Here is a 19,362-nt window from a genome sequence, read left to right on the forward strand (position 1 = left end):
GGCGCGACGGACGGCACTGTCCCCTCGCCACCATGCTATCGTGCCCCGTCACCCGGGCGGAGCCGCATGCCGCCGCCGGGGGCCAGGCCTGCACCCCGGCCGCACCTGGACCCCAACCGGCCACAGGTGGGCAGGATGTGAAATCTCCCCACTGACGGTTAGACTTGGAGCATTATGGCTGCATTTAGTTCTTTGACCGACAGGCTCTCCAAGGCCTTCACCCATCTGCGTTCCAAGGGGAAACTGACCGAGGCCGACATCGACGGGACCATCCGCGAGATCCGCCGCGCCCTGCTGGATGCCGATGTATCCCTGGACGTGGTGCGTTCCTTCACCGGCAGGATCAGGGAGCGGGCCCTGGGCGAGGAGGTCTCCCAGGCCCTGAACCCAGCCCAGCAGGTGGTTTCCATCGTCTATGACGAGCTGACCCGGATCCTGGGGGCGGGGGTGGACCGCCCCCTCAACTTCGCCAAGAACCCGCCGACGATCATCATGCTGGCCGGCCTTCAGGGCGCCGGCAAGACCACCCTGGCCGGCAAGCTGGGTTACTGGCTCAAGGACACGGGCCACACCCCCCTCCTGGTGGCGGCAGACCTGCAGAGGCCCAATGCGGTCACCCAGCTGCAGGTGGTCGGCGAACGGGCCGGGGTGCCCGTATACGCCCCCGAGCCCGGCGTGCAGACCGAAAGCTCCGATGTCGTCTCCCCTGGTCAGGCCACGGGCGACCCGGTGAAGGTGGCACGCGACTCGGTCCGGATCGCCACGGACAAGCTCTACGACGTGGTCATCATCGATACGGCCGGCCGCCTGGGTGTTGACCAGGAGCTGATGGAACAGGCCCGCGACATCCGCGATGCCGTCCGGCCCGACGAGATCCTCTTTGTGATCGACGCCATGATCGGCCAGGATGCCGTGGCCACGGCCGAAGCCTTCGACAAGGGCGTGGACTTCACCGGCGTCGTCCTCTCCAAGCTCGACGGCGACGCCCGGGGCGGCGCCGCCCTCTCCGTCGCATCCGTGACCGGCAAACCCATCCTCTTCGCCTCGAACGGCGAGGGCCTCAAGGACTTCGAGGTGTTCCACCCCGACCGGATGGCCTCCCGCATCCTTGACATGGGCGACATCCTCACCCTGATCGAGCAGGCCCAGAGGGAGTTCGACGAGGAGGAGGCCCGAAAGGCCGCCGGGAAGATGTCCGAGGGGAACTTCGGGCTGGACGACTTCCTGGACCAGCTCCAGCAGGTCCGCAAGCTGGGCTCCTTCAAGAGCATCCTGGGAATGATCCCGGGCATGGCCCAACACCGCAAGGAACTGGAACAGTTCGACGAGAAGGAGGTCGACCGGACCCAGGCGATCATCCAATCCATGACCCCCGAGGAGCGCCGCGACCCCAAGATCATAGACGGTTCCCGCAGGGCCCGGATCGCCTATGGGGCGGGGACCACCGTCTCCGCCGTCAACGGCCTTCTGCAGCGATTCGAACAGGCCGCCAAGATGATGAAGCGGATGACCAACGGCATGAGGTCATTCCCCGGCATGGGTCCGGGTGGATCGGCCGGCAAGAAGGGCGGCAAGAAGAGCAAGCGCAAGGGCAGGTCCAAGTCCGGCAATCCCATGAAACGGGAGGCCGAGGAGAAGGCCCTGAGGGAACGCCTGTCCGGCGGGAAGGGAAGGTCCGGCGGGTCCCCGGACGGGTCCGCCTTCGCGAAGCAGCCCCAGGCCCCTCAGATGCCCGACGGCATGCCCGAACTTCCCCCCTCCCTGGGTGGCCTCTTCGGTCGCTGAGGGCTGGAAGGAGAGCATGACCGGGCGCAAGGAGCTGCGGTAGGGTGAACACCACATTGACGGTCCTCCTGATTGTGACGGCGGTCTGGATAGGCCTTCGATACCTGCCGCCGGGGGCTGACCGTCACCGCCCCCTGATCGAACTGATCGCCTTGATCGACCTCCTGGCCCTCCCCCTCCTGATCCTCCTGGTCTGGTCGGTCCTGGCCCAGGACTGGGCCCAGTGCCTGCTGGCCCTTCTGGAAGTGACCCTGGTCACCCTTCTGGGATTCTCATACTCCCTGCGACTTCCCCTCCACCTGGACCATCTCCTGGTGGGGATGGAGGCGGGACCCCCGGCAGCCCGCAAGGGCGGCACCTTCACGGTCATGACCCTCAACTGCCGTTACGGTCGGGCAGACCCCAGGGCCGTCGTCAGGGCCGTGGAGCGTGACTCCGTCGACTTTCTGGCCCTCCAGGAGGTCAGCGACAGCCTGGTCGCCTCCCTGAAGGCGGCAGGTCTTGACCGGTCCCTCCCCTACCGGCAGGACGGCCTGCCGGGCCCTGATGACAACGGTGGCTACAACGTCCTCTACAGCCGCAGACGCCCGGCCTGCAGCAGCCCCGACTCCATCTCCATGCCCGGTTCCACCGTGCCCGTGATGGAGGTCCGGATGGACGGCCGGACGATCCTTCTGGCATCGGCCCACCCCAAATCCCCCCAGCGCGGGGCGGCGGATTGGGGGGCAGGCCTGTCCGGGCTGACCGGGCTGACCGGGCTGTCCAGTGCGGACGGCCCGACCCAAACGGTGGTCATGGGTGACCTCAACGCAGATTTCCACCACCCCTCCTTCCGCGCCCTCCTGGCAAGGGGAGGCTTCCGGGATGCCTCATTCAGCCTCCGGAGGGGGGAGCACAGGACCTTCCCTGCCGGCTGGGGACTTCCAGCCCTCATAGAGATCGACCACATCCTGCTCACGGGCGGGCTGTCCCCCACCTGCATGAAGACAGTCCGCATACCGGGCAGTGACCACCTGGGCCTGGTGGCAGGGATCGGCTCCAACCGCCCGGGAGGGGACTGAGCCCGCGCCGACCCGCCCCGCTCCGAGTCTCCTGGCGCACTGTATCCGTCTATCGTGGGGTTGACCTATACTGGTCCCTGTTATTCATGTCCGGAGGTGCCCTCTCAAGCCGCCGGCCGTGAGGAACATGCCCAGCGGGGCCGTATGCCCCACATATGGATGCCGTCGGGCGCACAAAGTACCAAGGAGAGCCATTTTGGCAACCAAGATTCGTCTGAAGAGACTGGGCAAGAAGTTCTATGCCTTCTATCGTGTGGTCGTGGTCGATTCCCGCAAGAAGCGCGACGGCAAGGTCATCGAGGAGATCGGCACCTACGATCCCAACACCCAGCCTTCTTCCATCAAGATCGACTCGGAGCGCGCGCAGTACTGGCTGGGCGTGGGCGCACAGCCCAGCGAGCCCGTGCTCAACCTCCTGAAGATCACCGGCGACTGGCAGAAGTTCAAGGACCTCCCCGGCAAGGAGGGCACCCTCAAGGTCCCCCAGTCCGAGATCGACGCCCAGGCCCGCATCGAGCAGGCCCAGAACGAGGCCCAGAAGTTGAAGGCCGCCAAGTCCGCCGCCGAAGCCAAGGCCGCGGCAGCGGCCGAGAAGGCGGCCCCCAAGGGTGACGAGGCAGCTGATGCCGACAAGGTGGAAGCCGCAGCGGAATCCGGCAACGAGGAGAACCCTGCAGCGGCCGAGTGACCGCATATCAAATGATTGGAAGGGCTGACTAACATGCTTGCACAGGCTGTCGAACACCTGATCAAGGACATCGTGGACTTCCCCGATGACGTGTCGGTGCGTTCACACGAGAACAACAGGGGCGAGCTCCTGCGCGTGCGGGTCAACCCTGAAGACATCGGCCGCGTGATCGGCAGGGGCGGCAGGACCGCCAACGCCATCCGCACCGTGGTGCAGGCCCTGGCCGACCACAAGGTCCGTGTGGACATCATGGATGTCCGCAAGTGAAGGCCGCCGTGTCTTCCAATCATATGAACCATGACGAGGACCCTCAGGAGCGTCAGCTTCTGAGGGTCTGTCGTATCGGCCGGGCCCAGGGGCTCAAAGGTGAGGTCAACGTGTTCGCCTTCACCGACGAACCCGAACGCCGCTTCTCCCCCGGCTCCCGTCTGGAAACCAAAGAGGGCCGGGCGTTCACCGTGGTCCGCTCCCGCCGCTACAAGCAACGCTGGATCGTCCTCTTCGAGGGGGTCGACGACCGCAACGCCTCCGAGGCCCTGAACGGAACCGAACTCTACGTGGAGGCCGACCCCGCTGAAGAACTTGCCGAGGAGGACATGTGGTACCCCTCCGACCTGATCGGCCTGGAGGTCCGCATGGCCGAAGGCAACGGCCTGGGTCTGCCGGCCGGCCAGGTGGTCGGCCGGGTCAGCGATGTCCTGGACGGCGTGGCCCAGGAGCAACTCGAAATCACGATGGGGACCCCGCAGGCGGGCACCGGTCATCCCGGGGATGAGGAAGGGCTCAAGGGACTGATTCCCTTCGTCGAGCCCCTGGTCCCCCAGGTCGACCTGGAAGCCGGCCACATCACCATCGACCCTCCAGGAGGCCTTCTGCCCGGCCTGTCCTGAGGTTTGCACCGGGCAGGGCCCCGGCACAAGACCCGGTGCGCCCCAAGGCAAAGGAGTCTGTGCCCGGGCCCGTCTCCTGCCCTGCCTGCTCCTGTGACCCTAGGACCCTGTGACCCTAGGACCCTGTGACCCTAGGACCCTGTGACTCCGGGACTCCGGGACCCCAGGACCCCAGGACCCGGGCGGTCGAGGGTCACAGGGTCACAGGGTCACAGGGAGGGGCGGCTTACATGTCTTCAACCACCAGGTAGGTCATATCCAGGGGGCCGTGCACCCCGACCACGATCACCATCTCGATGTCGCCGGTGTTGGACGGACCGGTGATGAAGTTGATGTTCGATGTCTTCAACTCGCCAGAGACCAGGGCGGGATCGTAGTAGTCCATGGCCTGGCGGGTGCGGGGCAGGATCCGGGACTTGCGGATGATGCTCAGATAGTGCACGGGCAGGAAGTGGAAGGCCCTCCCCTGCCCCGGCGTGGTGGCCACGGTTATGGTGCCGGACTCGGCCAGGAGGAAGTCCGCGAAGGCGATGGCCGTACCTGACTCGTCGGCGGTCTTGATGTTCTCCTCCCGGCTGGCGCCAGGCTTCCAGAAGGTGGGGGCGGGGTTCAGAGCGTCCCGCCAGCCCTCCAGTCCGAAGTCAGCGAAAAGGTCGGAGGTGGGCAGCATGACATGGTCGCTGTCCGCCCGTTTGGATGCGATGAAATCATCAAGGGCACCGGGCAGACCGGCCTTGGTGCAGGTCCGGAAGTCGACGTGGACGGCCTCGCTGTTCTTCCGCGCTATCTCGAGCAACTCATCCTGGCTGTGGCCGGACAGGGTCGATTCGGGCAGATCGTTGACCGGCACCAGGGGGTGGTCCTTGAGCTGGTGGCGGGGCCTGCCGCTCTTTGATGCCAGATAGTCCAGGAATACCTCTCGATCGGTCATGCCTGCGCTCCCTTCCCGGCCCTCTCGGCCGTCCTGTCGGGAAGGGTGCTCCCGTCGACGCCCTTTCCCTGCTCCTTCTTGTGCCTGATGAACCAACTCCTGAAGTTCTCACTGTGCTTGGGCGGGTCGGGCAGGTCACGCACCTGGGTCCAGCCCCCGAACACGAAGGGCATCCATTCCACGTGCTTCCCGTTGGAGAAGAGGTTCCTGGCCGTCTCGGGCTCCTTCTTGGCCAGGGGGGCCAACATGGTGTGGTCCACCCCAAGGGCCATGCGGAAGAGGGAGGAGTGGCCCGTTCCCAGCCCCACGACCCTCATGACCATGTCGTCGATCAGCCCGGCCTTGGACTCATCGTCCATCATCAGCTTGCGGTGTTTGATCATCAGCTGGTGGAGGGGGATCTTGACGGGGCAGGTGGCCGTGCAGGCCGCACAGAGGCTGCATGCGTAAGGGAGATCACCGAAGTCGTCGTATCCCCCATCCAGGACTGGCGACAGGACCGAGCCCACGGGGCCGGGATAGATGGACCCGTAGCCGTGCCCGCCGATGTGACGGTAGATGGGGCAGACGTTCAGGCAGGATGCGCAGCGGATGCACTGGAGGATGGGTTCGAAATCGGTTCCCAGGGCGTTGGAACGGCCGTTGTCCAGAATGACCACATAGAAGTCGTCCGGCCCGTCCGATTCCTGACCCGTGCGTGGCGAGGTGTAGGTCAGGTAGGAGGTGAGCTTCTGACCGACGGCGGACCGGGCCAGCATGTTGTCCATGGTCTCGGCCTCCTTCATGGTCGGCACCAGGCGCTCCATCCCCATGACCACCACCTGGGTCTTCGGGATGCACATGGCAAGGTCGGCGTTGCCCTCGTTGGTGACCAGGTTGATCATGCCCGTGTCGGCCACGGCGAAGTTGCAGCCGGTGATTCCCATGTCGGCCTCGAGGAAGTGCTTGCGCAGGACGGTGCGGGAAAAACGGGCCATGTGCTGGGGATCGTTGTCGCCCTTGTAGCCCAGCTTCTTCGCGAAGATCTGACGGACCTGTTCCCGGTTCTTGTGCAGGGCCGGGAAGACAAGGTGGGTGGGCTGGTCCCAGTCGTCCTCCTCCAGGATGAACTCAGCCAGGTCGGTCTCCAGGACCTCCAGGCCGGGCACAGTCATGAGGACCGGGTCGAGGTTGATCTCGCTGGTGACCATAGACTTGCTCTTGACGACGTGTTTGGCCTGCTTCTCGATGGCGATCCGCTTGATGTACTGGGCGGCCTCGTCGTCGGTCTGGGCGAAGAAGACGTGTCCCCCGCGCTTCTCCACGTTGTCGGAGAACTCCTCCAGATAATCGGGCAGGTAACGGATGACGTGCTGGCGTATCTGCTCCCCCAGGTTGCGCCACTCCTCCCAGTTGCCCAGCTCCTGGCGGGCGGCCTCCCTCTTGACCCACTGGGCGTCCTGTGCCTTGGCCACGGCCTGCTGGGCGAACTTGTCCTGTTCGCTCTCCTTGACCCTGGTCAGGAAGGGGGCATCGCTCGTCTTCAGATACTGCGCGGCCTTCTTTCCATTGACCATGCTGCTCATACCAGGGCCTCCTTCCTTTCAGACATCCGGGGCGACCCTGCGGCCTCTTGGACCCGGGACCCCCGGGACCCCTCCACGTACCTGACCCGGCTCATATCGACATTGTGGTTGAGGACCTCGGCCAGATGCATGATCGTGATCTTCTCCCCGCGCCGGTTGAAACGGCCGCCGATGTTCATCAGGCAGCCCGGGTCGCAGGAAATGAGGACCGAGGCATTGGTGGACAGGACGTCGTCGACCTTCTCATCGACCATCTGGCGGGAGATCTCGGGCTCCTTCATGGAGAACATCCCGCCGAAACCGCAGCAGTTCTCGATGTGGGGCAGGGGGATCATCTTCAGGTCCTTGACGTGGTCGAGGAGGACGAAGGGGCTGGTCCGCTCCCCCAGGAGACGGGTCATGTGGCAGGAGCGGTGGTAGGTGGCCACGGCATCCAGCTCGGCGCCCGCATCCAGCACCCCCAACACCCGGTAGAGGAACTGCGAGAACTCGTAGGTCTTGTCGGCCACCTGCCTGGCCTTGGCCACATAGGCCGGGTCGTCGTCCTTCATGTGGAAGGGGAGTTCCTTGAGCATGTTCACGCAGGAGCCGGCCGGTCCGACGATGTAGTCCGCGTCCACGCTCGTCAGCGCGTCGACCTCGTTGCGCATGACATGCCGGGTCTCCTTGACGTAGCCGCTGTTGTAGGTGGGCTGCCCGCAGCAGATCTGCCGCAGGGGCATATAGGTCTCACAGCCGAACCGCTCCAACACTTCCACCATGGATTTCCCGACGTTGGGAAACATGAGGTCCACCACGCAGGTGGAGAAAATGACCACTTTCATTCCAAACCCCAATTCATAATTCTCACCCCGCACTGCACTGAAAACAGAGACGGCACGACGTATCTGTCCTCCCCCTCGACCCGCATGGAAAAGATGATGCGTCCGTTCACTACGCTGGAACGGAGCAGTCAAGAGGTCCTAACTGAATCATCTCACCAAAACACCGTCTGACACACCCAAACCGGCGCAAGTGTGTCTAAAAGGTCCTGCCGGACGGATACATGGCGCATGGACTACTCTGGAAGCAGCCGTCGACCCGTTATGCGGACCGTCCGATGTAGGGGATGAAATATGTACCAATTTGCCCAGCTGCTCCTGCTCTATTCGCCGAGCATCGTATTCGGGCTCCTCTTTTTGTGGGACTTCCACAAGGAACCCCGGCAGTTCCGCAACGCGATATGGTTCCTCCTCTTCGCCATGACCCTGTCGGCCGTCCTCCTGCTGCAATTCGGCAGGCGGTGGTTCCTCCTGCCCGTGGTCGTCATCGTCATCCTGGCCCCGGTGGTTTCGGTGGTCTTCCTCGTCGTCAACGGCATCATCGTCATCCGCCACGAGGGGGCCTCCCTTTCCACCCTTCTCCCCCTCCTCCTGGCCCTGGCCATCATCGGCTATGTCCTCCTCTTCCCCGTCCTCAACACCTTCAAGGCCCCCGCTTGGGCCATCAGCCTGGCAGGCCTGATCACCCTGGAGGGCACCTGGTTCTTCTTCTCCTTCCTGGCCCTCCTCCTCTACTCCTGGCTCTACCGCAAGCTCCCCCGCCGCAGGCGGTACGACTACATCATCATCCACGGGGCCGGCCTCAAGGGAGACCAACCCACCCCCCTCCTCAGGGGGAGGCTGGACAGGGCCCTGGAACTCTGGGAGAGGCAGGGACGGCGGGCCATGCTCATCGTCTCCGGGGGGAAGGGACCCGACGAGGCCGTCAGCGAATCACAGGCCATGAAGCAGTACCTGGTGGAAGTCCGTCATGTCCCCGAGGATAAGATCCTGCAGGAGTCACGGTCCACCACGACCCTGGAGAACCTGCGGTACTCCAAGGAGATCATCGACGCCCGCACCCCCTTGACCGAGGAGGAGGTGGGCCCCAGGCGGTTCAAGTGGCGGCGGGAGTCCGAAACGGGCAGGGTGGCCCTGGTCACCAGCGATTATCACGTGTTCCGGGCAAGCGAATACGCCAGCAGGGTGGGGCTCAAGGCCGACGGGATCGGCTGCCACACCAAGGGCTACTACTGGCCCGCCGCCTTCATCCGGGAGTTCATCGCCGTCACCAGGTCACACCTCTGGCCCTACGCGGTAATTCTGGTTCTGTGGGCAATCGGCATGATTCCGCAGCTCCTGCACTGACCATCCGGAAGCGGGCCGTCGCCTCCCGCCTGGGCAGGGGCGCTCAATGTACCCGCGTCTGGTCAACTCTGCCGGGCCGTCGCCTCCCGCCTGGGCCGGTGGGTGGTGGATCTGCGGCCATAGACCCTCCCCTTTCGCCGGGTGGGAATCAGTTCAGCCTGGGCTCCTCTTCCTCCCCTGCAAGGCTCCTGTTCAAGGACCAGGCCACGACCACCATGACCAAGACGACGACGAAGATGAAGACGAAGGCCCAGGAGGCTCCGAATTGGAAGGCGGATGACGTAGAACCGCCCACATGGCCCATCCTGGGCAGACCCGAGATGATGGCCGCGAGGACGCCGGTGGAGGCGGCCCCGGAATACTGCTGGAGGGTGTTGAAGAGGGCGTTGCCGTCCTGCATCCTCGCCTCAGGCAGGTGTTGGAGACCCACAGTCAGAAGGTTGTTGAAGACACAGGCCACCCCAACCATGTAGCAGGCATATAGGACGACCATCAGCAGTACGGACAGGCGAGCGCGAAGGACCAGAAAGCCCGTGGCAGACAGAAGGAAGGCGACGGAACCGATGCCCAGCAGGCGGCCGCTCAAACCATGCCCGTCCAGGTAGCTCCCGGTGATGGGCTGACACAGGGCCGACAGCAGGCTGCCCGGCAGGAGGATCAGGCCGGCCACGGTGGATGGCTTTCCGAGGACGGACTGGGCCATGTTGGGAAGGACGAAGGTCAGCCCTATCTGGATGAACTGAATCAGGAAATAGAGGACCAGGCAGAGGGTGAAAGCACGATTGGAGAAAACATCCGTCTGAATAAGCCGCTCATGCTGATGGGTCAGCAGGTGGATGCCACCGGCCAACCCGGCCAGGCCGACCGCCAGTGAGCCCCAGGTCAACGGACCTGGCCGGTCCAGAGTGCTCAATGCCAGGGTCAGCCCGACCAGGAAGACGGCCAGGAGGGCGAACTGGCCGCCTGCGAAGGGCTGGACACGGGTTTCCTCCCTGTCGGCCATGGCCAGGGCCAGGATGCCAAAGGCCAGCTCGATGGGGAGGATGATCAGGAAAATAAATCTCCAGGAGGTCATTTGCACGACGGCTCCGCCGAAGGTGGGACCCAGGGAGGGAGCCAAGGCGACGGCCATACCTGCACTTCCCACATACCTTCCCTGGATGCTCAGCGGAATCTTCCGCATGATCAGCGAGAAGACCAAGGGCAGGATGATGCCGGTACTCACCCCTTGCAGGAGGCGGCCGACAAGAAGAACCTGGAAGTTCCCGGCCAGAATGCACATCACATCGCTGACCAGGAAGATGCCGACGCTGACCGCAGTCAGAGACCTGGTGGAAAAGGAATGCTGCAGCCAGGCCGCCCCGAGGACCGTCAACGCCACCACCAGGAGGTAGCCCGTGGTCAGCCATTGAACGGTGCTGAGTCCGGTGTGGAAGTAACCGGTCATTTCCGGGAAGGTCACATTGAGCGAGGTTTCCAGAAGGATGCCACAGAAGGCAAGGCCCGCTGTGCCGACGATGGATAGGTTGGTTCGTTTGTTCACATGGTTGACCATGGATTGTCCGCTCCTTGCATTCAGACTCTTCGCATAGTCATCTCCACGATCCGTACAGCATGGCATCATCGGATGCCGTCCATTGCTTTATCCGCAAAGACGAAGGCCCTCTGGCTGCTTTGATGACGTCCTCGGCACACTGCCGCACCGGGCCGGGGGCGAATACCGCCCAACCGAACGATTTTGCCGCTTTTCACAGGCCGAAGACGGGATTATTGTAGCACCGGCCAGGATGACCCTGCCAGACAGACGCCATCCATGCTCCCGGCTTCTTGGGTAGAGTTGTGGACATGCAGATCGATATCGTCTCCGTCTTCCCCGAATACTTCGACATAACCGGATTGAGCCTGCTGGGCAAGGCCCAGGAAAAGGGCCTGGTCACCATCAAGGCCTACAACCTGCGCGACTGGACCCATGACGTCCACCACTCCGTGGACGACACCCCGGTGGGCGGCGGGGCCGGGATGGTCATGAAACCCGAGGTCTGGGCCGAGTGCCTGGACGACCTGCTGGGGGCGGGAGGCACGGGCAGGGCGGGGGGACAGGCCACGGATCCGGTCCTCATCTTCCCCAACCCCTCGGCCCCCCTTTTCACCCAGGCCGATGCCACCGGGCTCTCCCAGGCATCCCGCCTGGTCTTCGGCTGCGGTCGCTACGAAGGCTATGATGCCCGCATTCCGGACTACTACCGGTCCAGGGGGGTTGACGTCAGGGAGTACTCCATCGGCGACTATGTCCTGAACGGGGGCGAGGTGGCGGTCTCCGTCATGCTGGAGGCCATAACCCGCCTCCTTCCGGGCTTCATGGGCAACCCCGATTCCATCGTCGAGGAATCATACACCGGGGAGGAACCCCTCCTGGAACACCGCCAATACACCAGGCCGACCACCTGGAGGGGGATGACGGTACCAGAGGTGTTGATCAGCGGGGACCATCAGAGGGTGGACCGTTTCAGGAGGGACGAGGCTCTGGAACGCACCTCCCGGATCCGTCCGGACCTGATTGGACGCCTGGACTGCGACAGGCTGGACAAAAAGGACAGGAAGACGTTGGAGGGGTTGGGATGGAGGGTGGGCCCAGGCCCGCACCCGGTCAAGGATGACGGCCCGGTCAGCCGGTGAAGCAGGTGGACGGAGGGGGGGGGGGGGGCGCAACCGCGTCAGCCCCCGACCGGGCCCGCTTAGTCCTGGCCCTCCTCACCGGCCTCAGGGCCCTTCCCGCCTTCCGCTTCCAGGTAGTGGACGGCCGTCTCCCCATAAGTCCTGGTTTCAGTGACGGACCAGCCTGCGGGAGGCCGGGGTGATGCGGAGCGCGCCGAGCGCTCCAGGACGATGACCGTCCCCGGCCCGGCAGATCCCGTCGAGACTAGGGATGCGAGAACGCTGTCACAGTCCCGGGAATCGACGGCATACGGGGGATCCATGAAAATCAGATCGAAGGTCTCGTCCGCTGCCGTGGAAAGGAAACGTTCGACCGTCATGGGAAAGACCCTGGCCTGGATCCCCTCCCCCCATGAGGGCGAGGACCGCATGAGGCCCAGGGTTTTGGAGACGAGCGAGGCGGCCCGCCTGGAGGACTCGACGGCAGTCAGACTCCCCGCCCCCCGGGAGAGGGACTCCAGCCCCAGGGCCCCGGTGCCTGCGTAGAGGTCCAGCACACTGGCCCCATCCAACATGTTCCAGGAGGACAGGTGGGAGAAGATGGCCTCCTTGGTCCGGTCGGTCGTGGGGCGGGTCCCCTTGAGGGCGGGCGGTATGGGCAGGCCTTTGAACCTGCCTGCGATGATGCGCATTGGCTTCCTTTCACGCTTTCATCCACGGTGGAGCAGTGGGTTGGGTGGGCGGCCGACGGCCGGGGGGTCATCCGTCAGGTGCTGGTAAGGAAGGTCTCGTTGCCCCGCATGAAGTCCAGAGCCGCTCCTGCCAGCTCCACCTCCCCCTTCAGGCCGGGGTCCTCTTTCAGGAGGGCGGCGGCCTGGTCACGGGCCCGGGCGATCATGTCGGAGTCCTTGACCACTCTGAGCAGCTTGAGGGATGACCGGCCCCCGGACTGGGCGTCACCCAGCACATCGCCGGCCCCCCTGATCTCAATGTCTGCCTGTGCTATTTCAAAGCCGTCGTTGGATCGGCGGATCACATCCAAACGGCGGGCCGCCGGTGAGTCCGGCTCGGCCCGTGAGACCAGGAAGGCCCAACTGGACCGGTGGCCTCGCCCTACCCGCCCTCTCAGCTGGTGGAGTTGGGACAGGCCGAACCGGTCGGCGTCGAAGATGACGATGCAGGTGGCCAGGGGTACGTCCACCCCGACCTCGATCACCGTGGTGGAGACCAGGACGGGGGTTTTGCCCGATTCGAAGTCGGCCATCACCCGGCCCTTGGTCGCATCGTCATCACGCCCGGTCAGGGTGGCCAGTCGTATCCCGTCGAACTGCGGGAGGGAGGCCAGACGGGAGCTGATCTCCTCCACGGAGTGGAGGGGGGGCCTGTCCCCCTCCCCATCGGCCTCCTGCGACACGTCGCCATATGGGTCGATGAGGTCCAGGGTCTCCTCTTCGACGTCCCCTCCACCTCCCACTGCGGGCGGTCGGGATCCGGTCCGGCGCCGGGGGGACGGTCCCTGCGGTCCGCCAGGCCCACCACCTTCGGCCGTCCCGGAAGCGTCATCCTGATCGATGCGGGGACAGACCACATAGGCCCGTTCCCCCGCCTCCACCCGTCGGCGCAGGTGGAGGAACATGGAGGCCATGGTCGAGGCGTCTGACTCGGGGATGACCACGGTCCGTATGGGCTTGCGACCACCCGGAAGCTCCGTGAGAAGGGAGATGTCGAGGTCGCCGAACCAGGTCATGGCGGCGGTCCGGGGAATCGGCGTGGCTGTCATGACCAGGAGGTGGGGCGACCGGTCGGACTTGCGTCGGAGAACCTCGCGCTGCTCCACCCCGAACCTGTGCTGCTCGTCGATGACGGCCAGGGCCAGGTTCGGCACCTGGAAGGTCTTGGAAAAAGCCGCATGAGTGGCGATGACGATGCAGGGCTCCCCGCTGGCGCCCACCGCCAGGGCCCGGCGACGCTCGCTCAGCCGCATCCCCCCGGTCAGGAGGACCAGGGGGACCGGACCCGACCGGTTGATGTTGGGCGTCTTATCCGATCCCGTACCTGCTTTGTCTGCTTCGCCCTGCGCACTGTCGGCCCCACCGGCCCCACCCATGGCGGACAGCATCCTGCCGATGGATTCGAAGTGCTGCTCGGCCAGGACCTGCGTGGGGGCCACCATCACCGCCTGGTAACCGTTTTCGACGGCCTGGAGCATGGCGGCCAGGGCGACCACGGTCTTGCCGGAACCCACCTCACCCTGCAGGAGCCTCTGCATGGGGCAGTCACGGGACATATCCTCGCCGATGGCCTCTATCACCTCGCTTTGCCCCCGGGTGAGGTCGAAGGGGAGGGAGGCTATGAAGCGGTCGCGCAGGGAATCAGCTCCCACATTCGGGCAGGCGTAGGTATCCGCCTTGCGGGCCTCCTGGCGGCTGCGCAGGAGGGCCGTCTGGGAAACGAAGGCCTCCTCGAAACGGAGGGTTTTCAGGGCGGCGGCGAAATCCTTGACGGAATCGGGGTCATGCATACCCAGAAAGGCTGCGGCCCTGTGCTCCAAACCGTTCCCGGCCCGGACCCCTTCAGGCAGGATGTCCGGCACGGCGGCGGCGAATGCCTCCCTTTCCTGACCGGAGATCCCCGCATCCTCCATACCGGAGCGGGGCCCGCCCCCGGTCCCACCGGCCGACGGCTCCGCGACACCGGTCCTCCCCACAGGGACCCCCTCCTCCTGCCCCGTCGCCTGGGCGGAATCCTCGATGCCGGATCCGTGCGAAGCGGACAGGAGGCGGATGAAGCCCAGGATGCTGTCGTGGATATGATCCGAGGAGATGCGGGAATTGGCATGATAGACCGGGCGGGGGCGGCAGACACGGGCCAGGGCGGCCTGGACGCTGTCGGCATCCGGTCTGACCGACCCGGACGCAGGGCCGGTCAGACCGGAGCCATCGGACCCCTCATCCCCGGCGACGACCAGGGTCTCCGGGTGAGTGAACTGCAGCTGGTCCATGTAAGTCGTCGGCTCCCCCGCGACCACCACCGTGACCCCTGTCCGCAGGCGCATTGCCATCCAGTCCACATAGGACTTCCTGTGGGAGAAGAAGACCAGGCGGGCAAGGGCGGCTGCCCCTCCATAGGCGCGGGCGGATTCCTCGTCGTTTACCGCCACATCCAGGCGGTATCCCCGCCTTCCGCTCAAGGGAACCACCCTGATCCCCTCAACCCTGCCCGCGAAGGCGCTGGGCTCGCCCAGCTTGGTCTGACGGATCGGACGGACCGGCACGGGGTCAGTGACACGGAAGGGATAGTAGGTCAGGGCATCGCGCAGGGTGACGACCCCCAAGGACTTCAGGGCGTTGGCCCGGCGCCTGTTGGTCATCTCACTGGCGACCAGGCTGTCCAAGGTGACACTCGCACCCTCCGTCATGGCATCCGACCTCCTCACCACAGGCTATATCGGGAGTTTACGCCCGAACTCCGCCTCCTGCGGATATGGGAGGACCCCCGGAGCGCCAGCCCCGGGGGTCCCCACCGACAATCACCGTCACCTGACAGCGTCAGGCAGCCACACGCTGCACCTTGCCGGCCTTCAGGCACTTCACGCAGACGCGGATGCGGACATTCTCCCCATCCACCGTGGTGTGCACGGACTGGAGATTGGGGCGGAAGACGCGCTTATTACGGATATGCGAATGAGAAACACTGTAACCGGTCTGCGGGCCCTTGCCGCACACCGCGCAACGAGCTGCCATGATGACTCCCTTACGTTGTTCTTCCAAGTCGTTCCAGGTGTTCATACCGGCGGCACAAAGCTACGGTCCAAACACACAACTTTTTTAAGATAGCACACCTCAACCACATTGGCAAGCCAAAAATCGGTCACAAACCGTTCACTCCCTTTCACTGAATCGTCAAACAACATGGACATATCCTTGTATCACAAGGAAGTGTCCCGACAGCCTGCTTGGAAATCGGGATTTGACCGCCGGGCCATCAACCTCCATGGTGAAGGGCGGCGGCCACCGAGAAAGGGATGTGCAATGCAGATAGACAAGCGTATCAGGAAATCGGTCATCGTCCTTCAGGCCCTCTTCATCCTGGGGATAATAATAGCGGCCTTCTACGCCTATAACGATGTGGACCTGGCCTACCAGGATTATGCGTATTCCGCAGCCGTCAGCTCCACCAAGCCCCTCTTCATCATCTCACTGGTCATAGGGGCCCTGACCGCCAGCCTGGTGGTGCTGGTGGCCGGCAACATCCTGGACGGACTGATCGTCTCGGCCCCGGCCCAGACCACCCGCAAGCGCCTGAGCGCGCTCAGAAACCTCTTCGGGTTCGCCATCGCCTACTCCCTCTTCGCCTACATCGCCTTCTCCGTCATGTCGGGTGAGGGCCACATCTCCCTGGTCCTGGCGGAGGTCATGATCGTGGCCATTTCGGCCGGCTGCATGACCCTCATCACCTTCTGGATGAACAGGATCCAGGAGGCCCCCAACACAGGGAAGGTCCCCGGGAAGGCTGCGGCGACCGCCTGAGAGGACAGGTCCGGGTCTTCACTTCCGAAGGGAGGTGAAGACCCGGCTGATTGCCCCGAGAAGCCCGCAGAAGATGCCTCCGATCACCCAGAGAGACCAGAAGGGGATGTCAAAGCCGAAGAGGTCATTCTCGTGCCCCGTGAAGAGCATGATCAAGGCGACCAGGGTGACCGCCGACATGACGGCTCCCTCTATGGCATTGATCAGACCCTGTGAAACATGGGAGTCATGGGCTTCTTCCTCCCTTTCACGGTCCCTGTTGTAGTTGTCGACATCGATCAGATGCAGGTTCATGGAAGGGTACTGGATCATGAATACGCCTGCGGCCAGCAAGAGGAGGAAGACCATGCCGACGGTTCCATCGGGCCACCGCCAGATTCCCCTTCCACAGGCCACGATGCCCAGATCCACCAGGATGGTTCCGATGCCGCAGACCAGTCCCCAGCTCCGCGCTTCATAGGCCCTGGCCCGCTCCTCATCCGTATGGAACTCCGCCACGAAGGGGTGGCGGCGGCGGAAGTCATGCCGTCGCATCCCGGCGGGGATCAGGAAGGCCAGGCCCACGGCGATTCCCATCATGAGGGCCAGGGAGGCGAGAGCACCCCGTGTGCCGTCCCCATGGCCGTCGCCGGCGAAGAAGGCGGAGAGGGCCAGGCCGACCAGCATGGCGGTGACGCCGGCCGATACGCGGAAGCTGTCCGAGCGGCGGAAATCATCATATCCGGTCACGTCCTCACCGCCGGCCGATGCCGTGACCGGCTGTGCCGCCTGACCGGATGAGGGGCCGTCCGGACCGGACAGAACGCCCCTGCTGGAACGTCCGGTCCCGACCGTCGTACCCGCCTGATTTTGACCTTCTTGCCAGCCCTCCCCTCCTTCGTGGCCGTGTGGGTCGACCGGCCGGACAGGCTGGCCATCCCCCCCGGCCTGCTCCGTCTGGCTTGACCCGCCGGGTCTGCCGGTCCGTTCCGGTCCGGCCTGCGGACCGCCATCGCCTGCCGGACCGCCCGATTCACCCGCGCCCGGCAGTCCCTTCTGCCCCTGGCCCGATCCCGGCCTGCTGACATCACCCAGGACCAGGTCATCCAGGGTGCAGCCGAACAGGTCGCATATGACCAGGAGCTTGTCCATCTCCGGGTAGGCCTTGTCGGACTCCCACTTGGAGACGGCCTGGCGGGAGACGCCCACCAGCATGGCCAACTGTTCCTGAGTCATGCTCCGCTGCGAACGCAGGTATTGCAGATTCGCTCTGAATGACACGGCCGATCCCTTCTCTCTTCAGGGTCCCGGAAGGGCCTCTGTCCGGTTCCGCCACCGGGACATCGGCATCAGCAGGTCCGATGGATCCGCCGGGCACCCGATACCACCCATGATGGTGGAAAAGGACGGAGGCCGCCACCAGCTTCGGGTTGCAGGGCTGAATGCAACCCGGTTTACCTGTCAACCTCCGGTTGCAACCCAGCCATGGCAGGGGTTCCGGGGGAGGACCCCACCCGGCTCAGAGGGGTCGGCAAGGTTCGGGCAGGTCCATCCTCTCCGCCTCGGTGATTGTTCTGAGGACCATGCAGGGGTTGCCGACGGCCAGGGAGTTCTCGGGGATGTCGTGTGTGACCACCGACCCGGCCCCGATGACGGACCCCTCTCCCACGGTGACCCCTCCGCAGATGACGACGTTGGATGCGATCCAGCAGTTGGCCCCGATGGTGATGGGGGCCCCGTACTCCCAGTCGTAGAGGGATCCGTCAGGCTTGCGGCGGAGGTTGCGCTCCTGCCACCGCATGGGGTGGAGGGGGGTGGCCAGGGTGACGTTGGGGCCGATCATCACGTCATCGCCGATCACCACCGGGCAGGTGTCCAGGACGGTGAAGTTGAAGTTGGCGAAGATTCGTGAACCCAGGGTGGTGAACACCCCGTAGTCGAAATAAATGGGTCCCATGAAGTCGCTGTCCTGGCCCCTGTCGGGAATCAATTGGCCGAGGAGGTCCTCACGGAGGTCACGGTCCTCCTCGCCGGATGCATTGAAGCGGCGGCACAGCTCGTGGGCCTTCACCCGCAGACCGGCCAGTTCCGGGTCGGAGGCGTCGTAGAGACGGCCAGACAGCATATGTTCCCGTTCACAGCGCGGTTCCTCCGCCCCCCGGTCATGGAGGGACGGATTGCTGTCCATGCGCCTCCCGACCGACCGGGCTCCGGCAGGCTGAATGCCGGCGTCCCGGCCCTGGTTTGCTCCTGTTGACGACCCCATGGTCCTCCCTCTGCAATCCACAGGATTGACTCCTGAGTGACTTCCGATTGACTTCCCCGGCAGGAATCTCCCTCCTGCAGACAGGTCCAGCCTACAGAAAAGCCGCTACAGAAGGTCCTTGGAAGCGTCGCGGAAACCCGCGGGAACGGCTGCCGGGAGGGACCGCAACCTCGGCCATCAGGCAGGGGTGGCGCGACCTGCCCGGGGCACTGTCGCAGACCGTGACTCCTTGCTACATTATTCCCTGGGCGGCGAGGGTCTCTCAGCTCGGGCGGATGAGTTGCCGCCTCCCCCTCCGTCATGCTCAAGGGAGGTAATCCATGCGCTACCAACTGTCTGACCACCTGACACAGGATGCTCGCTCGATCCGCAACCAGGTCTTCGTCGAGGAACAGGGCTTCCATGACGAATTCGACCACATGGATGACCGCAGCCTTCACCTGGTCGCCTATGACGGGCGGACCCCCGTGTGCGGGTGCCGCATTTTCCAAGATGATCTGGGCGAATGGACCATCGGACGGGTGGCCGTGGTCAAGGAATGGAGGGGCAGGCACCTGGGTGCCGGACTCCTGGCCCAGGCCGAGCTGGTGGCCAGGCAGAGGGGGGCCGACAGGATCAAACTCCACGCCAGGGAGGCCGTCGAGGATTTCTATCAGAAGCAGGGCTACGCCAGCACCGGGGTGCACGACGAGGACGAACGCTGCCCCCACGTCTGGATGGACAAGGTCTTGGCCCCCCTCCCCCGCCCGGCGCAGACCCCCGCCGGCGCGGGCGCCCCTGCCGGCGAAGCCGTCGCGAAACCTGCCGCCGGGGTGAAAATATGAGAGTATGAGGTCGTGAGAGCG

Annotated in this window: 18 protein-coding genes; 9 read left to right on the forward strand and 9 right to left on the reverse strand. The window is 64.6% G+C overall.

Annotation, left to right across the window (positions count from 1 at the left end; genetic code table 11):
• Window positions 1-174: 174 nt before the first annotated feature.
• The 5 genes from ffh (at window position 175) to rimM (ending at window position 4,424) form a co-directional block, all read left to right on the forward strand.
• A complete protein-coding gene (gene ffh, locus V6584_RS06260; RefSeq protein ID WP_340469629.1) occupies window positions 175-1,785 on the forward strand; it encodes a signal recognition particle protein in 1,611 nt (536 codons plus the stop codon).
• A 44-nt stretch (window positions 1,786-1,829) separates the two neighbouring features.
• Window positions 1,830-2,846, forward strand: coding sequence for an endonuclease/exonuclease/phosphatase family protein (locus V6584_RS06265; RefSeq protein WP_340469630.1), 1,017 nt, complete (start codon window positions 1,830-1,832; stop codon window positions 2,844-2,846).
• Window positions 2,847-3,042: 196 nt separating this feature from the next.
• Window positions 3,043-3,534, forward strand: coding sequence for a 30S ribosomal protein S16 (gene rpsP, locus V6584_RS06270; protein WP_340469631.1), 492 nt, complete (start codon window positions 3,043-3,045; stop codon window positions 3,532-3,534).
• Between the two features lie 33 nt (window positions 3,535-3,567).
• Complete coding sequence (locus tag V6584_RS06275; RefSeq protein ID WP_340469632.1) at window positions 3,568-3,801, forward strand: RNA-binding protein; 234 nt, start codon at window positions 3,568-3,570, stop codon at window positions 3,799-3,801.
• A 23-nt stretch (window positions 3,802-3,824) separates the two neighbouring features.
• Window positions 3,825-4,424: a ribosome maturation factor RimM gene (gene rimM, locus V6584_RS06280; protein WP_340469793.1), complete on the forward strand. Its 600-nt coding sequence runs from the start codon at window positions 3,825-3,827 to the stop codon at window positions 4,422-4,424.
• 226 nt (window positions 4,425-4,650) lie between these two features.
• Here the strand turns inward: rimM and V6584_RS06285 are convergent, their stop codons facing one another.
• From V6584_RS06285 to V6584_RS06295, 3 genes are read right to left on the reverse strand one after another with little or no spacing between them, the layout of a single operon-like run.
• Complete coding sequence (locus V6584_RS06285; RefSeq protein ID WP_340469633.1) at window positions 4,651-5,355, reverse strand: LutC/YkgG family protein; 705 nt, start codon at window positions 5,353-5,355, stop codon at window positions 4,651-4,653.
• Window positions 5,352-6,920, reverse strand: a complete 1,569-nt coding sequence (locus V6584_RS06290) for a LutB/LldF family L-lactate oxidation iron-sulfur protein (protein WP_340469634.1) — start codon at window positions 6,918-6,920, stop codon at window positions 5,352-5,354. The genes V6584_RS06285 and V6584_RS06290 overlap by 4 nt, the downstream gene beginning before the upstream one ends.
• Window positions 6,917-7,744: a (Fe-S)-binding protein gene (locus V6584_RS06295; protein ID WP_340469635.1), complete on the reverse strand. Its 828-nt coding sequence runs from the start codon at window positions 7,742-7,744 to the stop codon at window positions 6,917-6,919. The genes V6584_RS06290 and V6584_RS06295 overlap by 4 nt, the downstream gene beginning before the upstream one ends.
• Before the next feature lie 291 nt (window positions 7,745-8,035).
• On the opposite strand from V6584_RS06295, the gene V6584_RS06300 reads away from it, so the two are divergent.
• Window positions 8,036-9,088 (forward strand): YdcF family protein, encoded by a 1,053-nt coding sequence (locus V6584_RS06300; protein ID WP_340469636.1) that lies wholly within the window; start codon window positions 8,036-8,038, stop codon window positions 9,086-9,088.
• A gap of 148 nt (window positions 9,089-9,236) precedes the next feature.
• Here the strand turns inward: V6584_RS06300 and V6584_RS06305 are convergent, their stop codons facing one another.
• A complete protein-coding gene (locus V6584_RS06305) occupies window positions 9,237-10,643 on the reverse strand; it encodes an MFS transporter (RefSeq protein ID WP_340469637.1) in 1,407 nt (468 codons plus the stop codon).
• A 290-nt stretch (window positions 10,644-10,933) separates the two neighbouring features.
• Between V6584_RS06305 and trmD the strand changes: the two genes are divergently transcribed.
• Window positions 10,934-11,764, forward strand: a complete 831-nt coding sequence (gene trmD, locus V6584_RS06310; RefSeq protein ID WP_340469639.1) for a tRNA (guanosine(37)-N1)-methyltransferase TrmD — start codon at window positions 10,934-10,936, stop codon at window positions 11,762-11,764.
• Between the two features lie 59 nt (window positions 11,765-11,823).
• On the opposite strand, the gene rsmD is transcribed toward trmD, so the two are convergent.
• The 3 genes from rsmD to rpmB all read right to left on the reverse strand — a co-directional run bounded on the left by rsmD (window position 11,824) and on the right by rpmB (window position 15,486).
• Entirely contained in the window at window positions 11,824-12,435 is a 612-nt protein-coding gene (gene rsmD, locus V6584_RS06315; protein ID WP_340469640.1) for a 16S rRNA (guanine(966)-N(2))-methyltransferase RsmD, read from the reverse strand.
• Between the two features lie 74 nt (window positions 12,436-12,509).
• Window positions 12,510-15,161 carry an ATP-dependent DNA helicase RecG gene (locus V6584_RS06320; RefSeq protein WP_340469641.1) on the reverse strand — a complete coding sequence of 884 codons (2,652 nt, stop codon included), beginning with the start codon at window positions 15,159-15,161 and terminating at the stop codon, window positions 12,510-12,512.
• A gap of 130 nt (window positions 15,162-15,291) precedes the next feature.
• Window positions 15,292-15,486: a 50S ribosomal protein L28 gene (gene rpmB / locus V6584_RS06325; RefSeq protein WP_340469643.1), complete on the reverse strand. Its 195-nt coding sequence runs from the start codon at window positions 15,484-15,486 to the stop codon at window positions 15,292-15,294.
• Between the two features lie 288 nt (window positions 15,487-15,774).
• Here rpmB and V6584_RS06330 point away from each other — a divergent pair, with 288 nt between their 5' ends.
• Window positions 15,775-16,272, forward strand: a complete 498-nt coding sequence (locus tag V6584_RS06330) for a hypothetical protein (RefSeq protein ID WP_340469645.1) — start codon at window positions 15,775-15,777, stop codon at window positions 16,270-16,272.
• Between the two features lie 18 nt (window positions 16,273-16,290).
• Here the strand turns inward: V6584_RS06330 and V6584_RS07965 are convergent, their stop codons facing one another.
• Both V6584_RS07965 and V6584_RS06340 read right to left on the reverse strand, forming a co-directional pair.
• On the reverse strand, window positions 16,291-17,532 hold the full coding sequence (locus tag V6584_RS07965) for a helix-turn-helix domain-containing protein (protein WP_404802608.1): 1,242 nt from the start codon (window positions 17,530-17,532) through the stop codon (window positions 16,291-16,293).
• A gap of 238 nt (window positions 17,533-17,770) precedes the next feature.
• Window positions 17,771-18,439, reverse strand: coding sequence for a sugar O-acetyltransferase (locus tag V6584_RS06340; protein WP_340486272.1), 669 nt, complete (start codon window positions 18,437-18,439; stop codon window positions 17,771-17,773).
• A 398-nt stretch (window positions 18,440-18,837) separates the two neighbouring features.
• Here V6584_RS06340 and V6584_RS06345 point away from each other — a divergent pair, with 398 nt between their 5' ends.
• Window positions 18,838-19,341, forward strand: a complete 504-nt coding sequence (locus V6584_RS06345) for a GNAT family N-acetyltransferase (protein ID WP_340469647.1) — start codon at window positions 18,838-18,840, stop codon at window positions 19,339-19,341.
• The last annotated feature ends 21 nt before the right edge of the window (window positions 19,342-19,362 follow it).

Origin of the sequence: Bifidobacterium favimelis (genome assembly GCF_037963085.1) — a bacterium.
Taxonomy (GTDB): Bacteria; Actinomycetota; Actinomycetes; order Actinomycetales; family Bifidobacteriaceae; genus Bombiscardovia; species Bombiscardovia favimelis.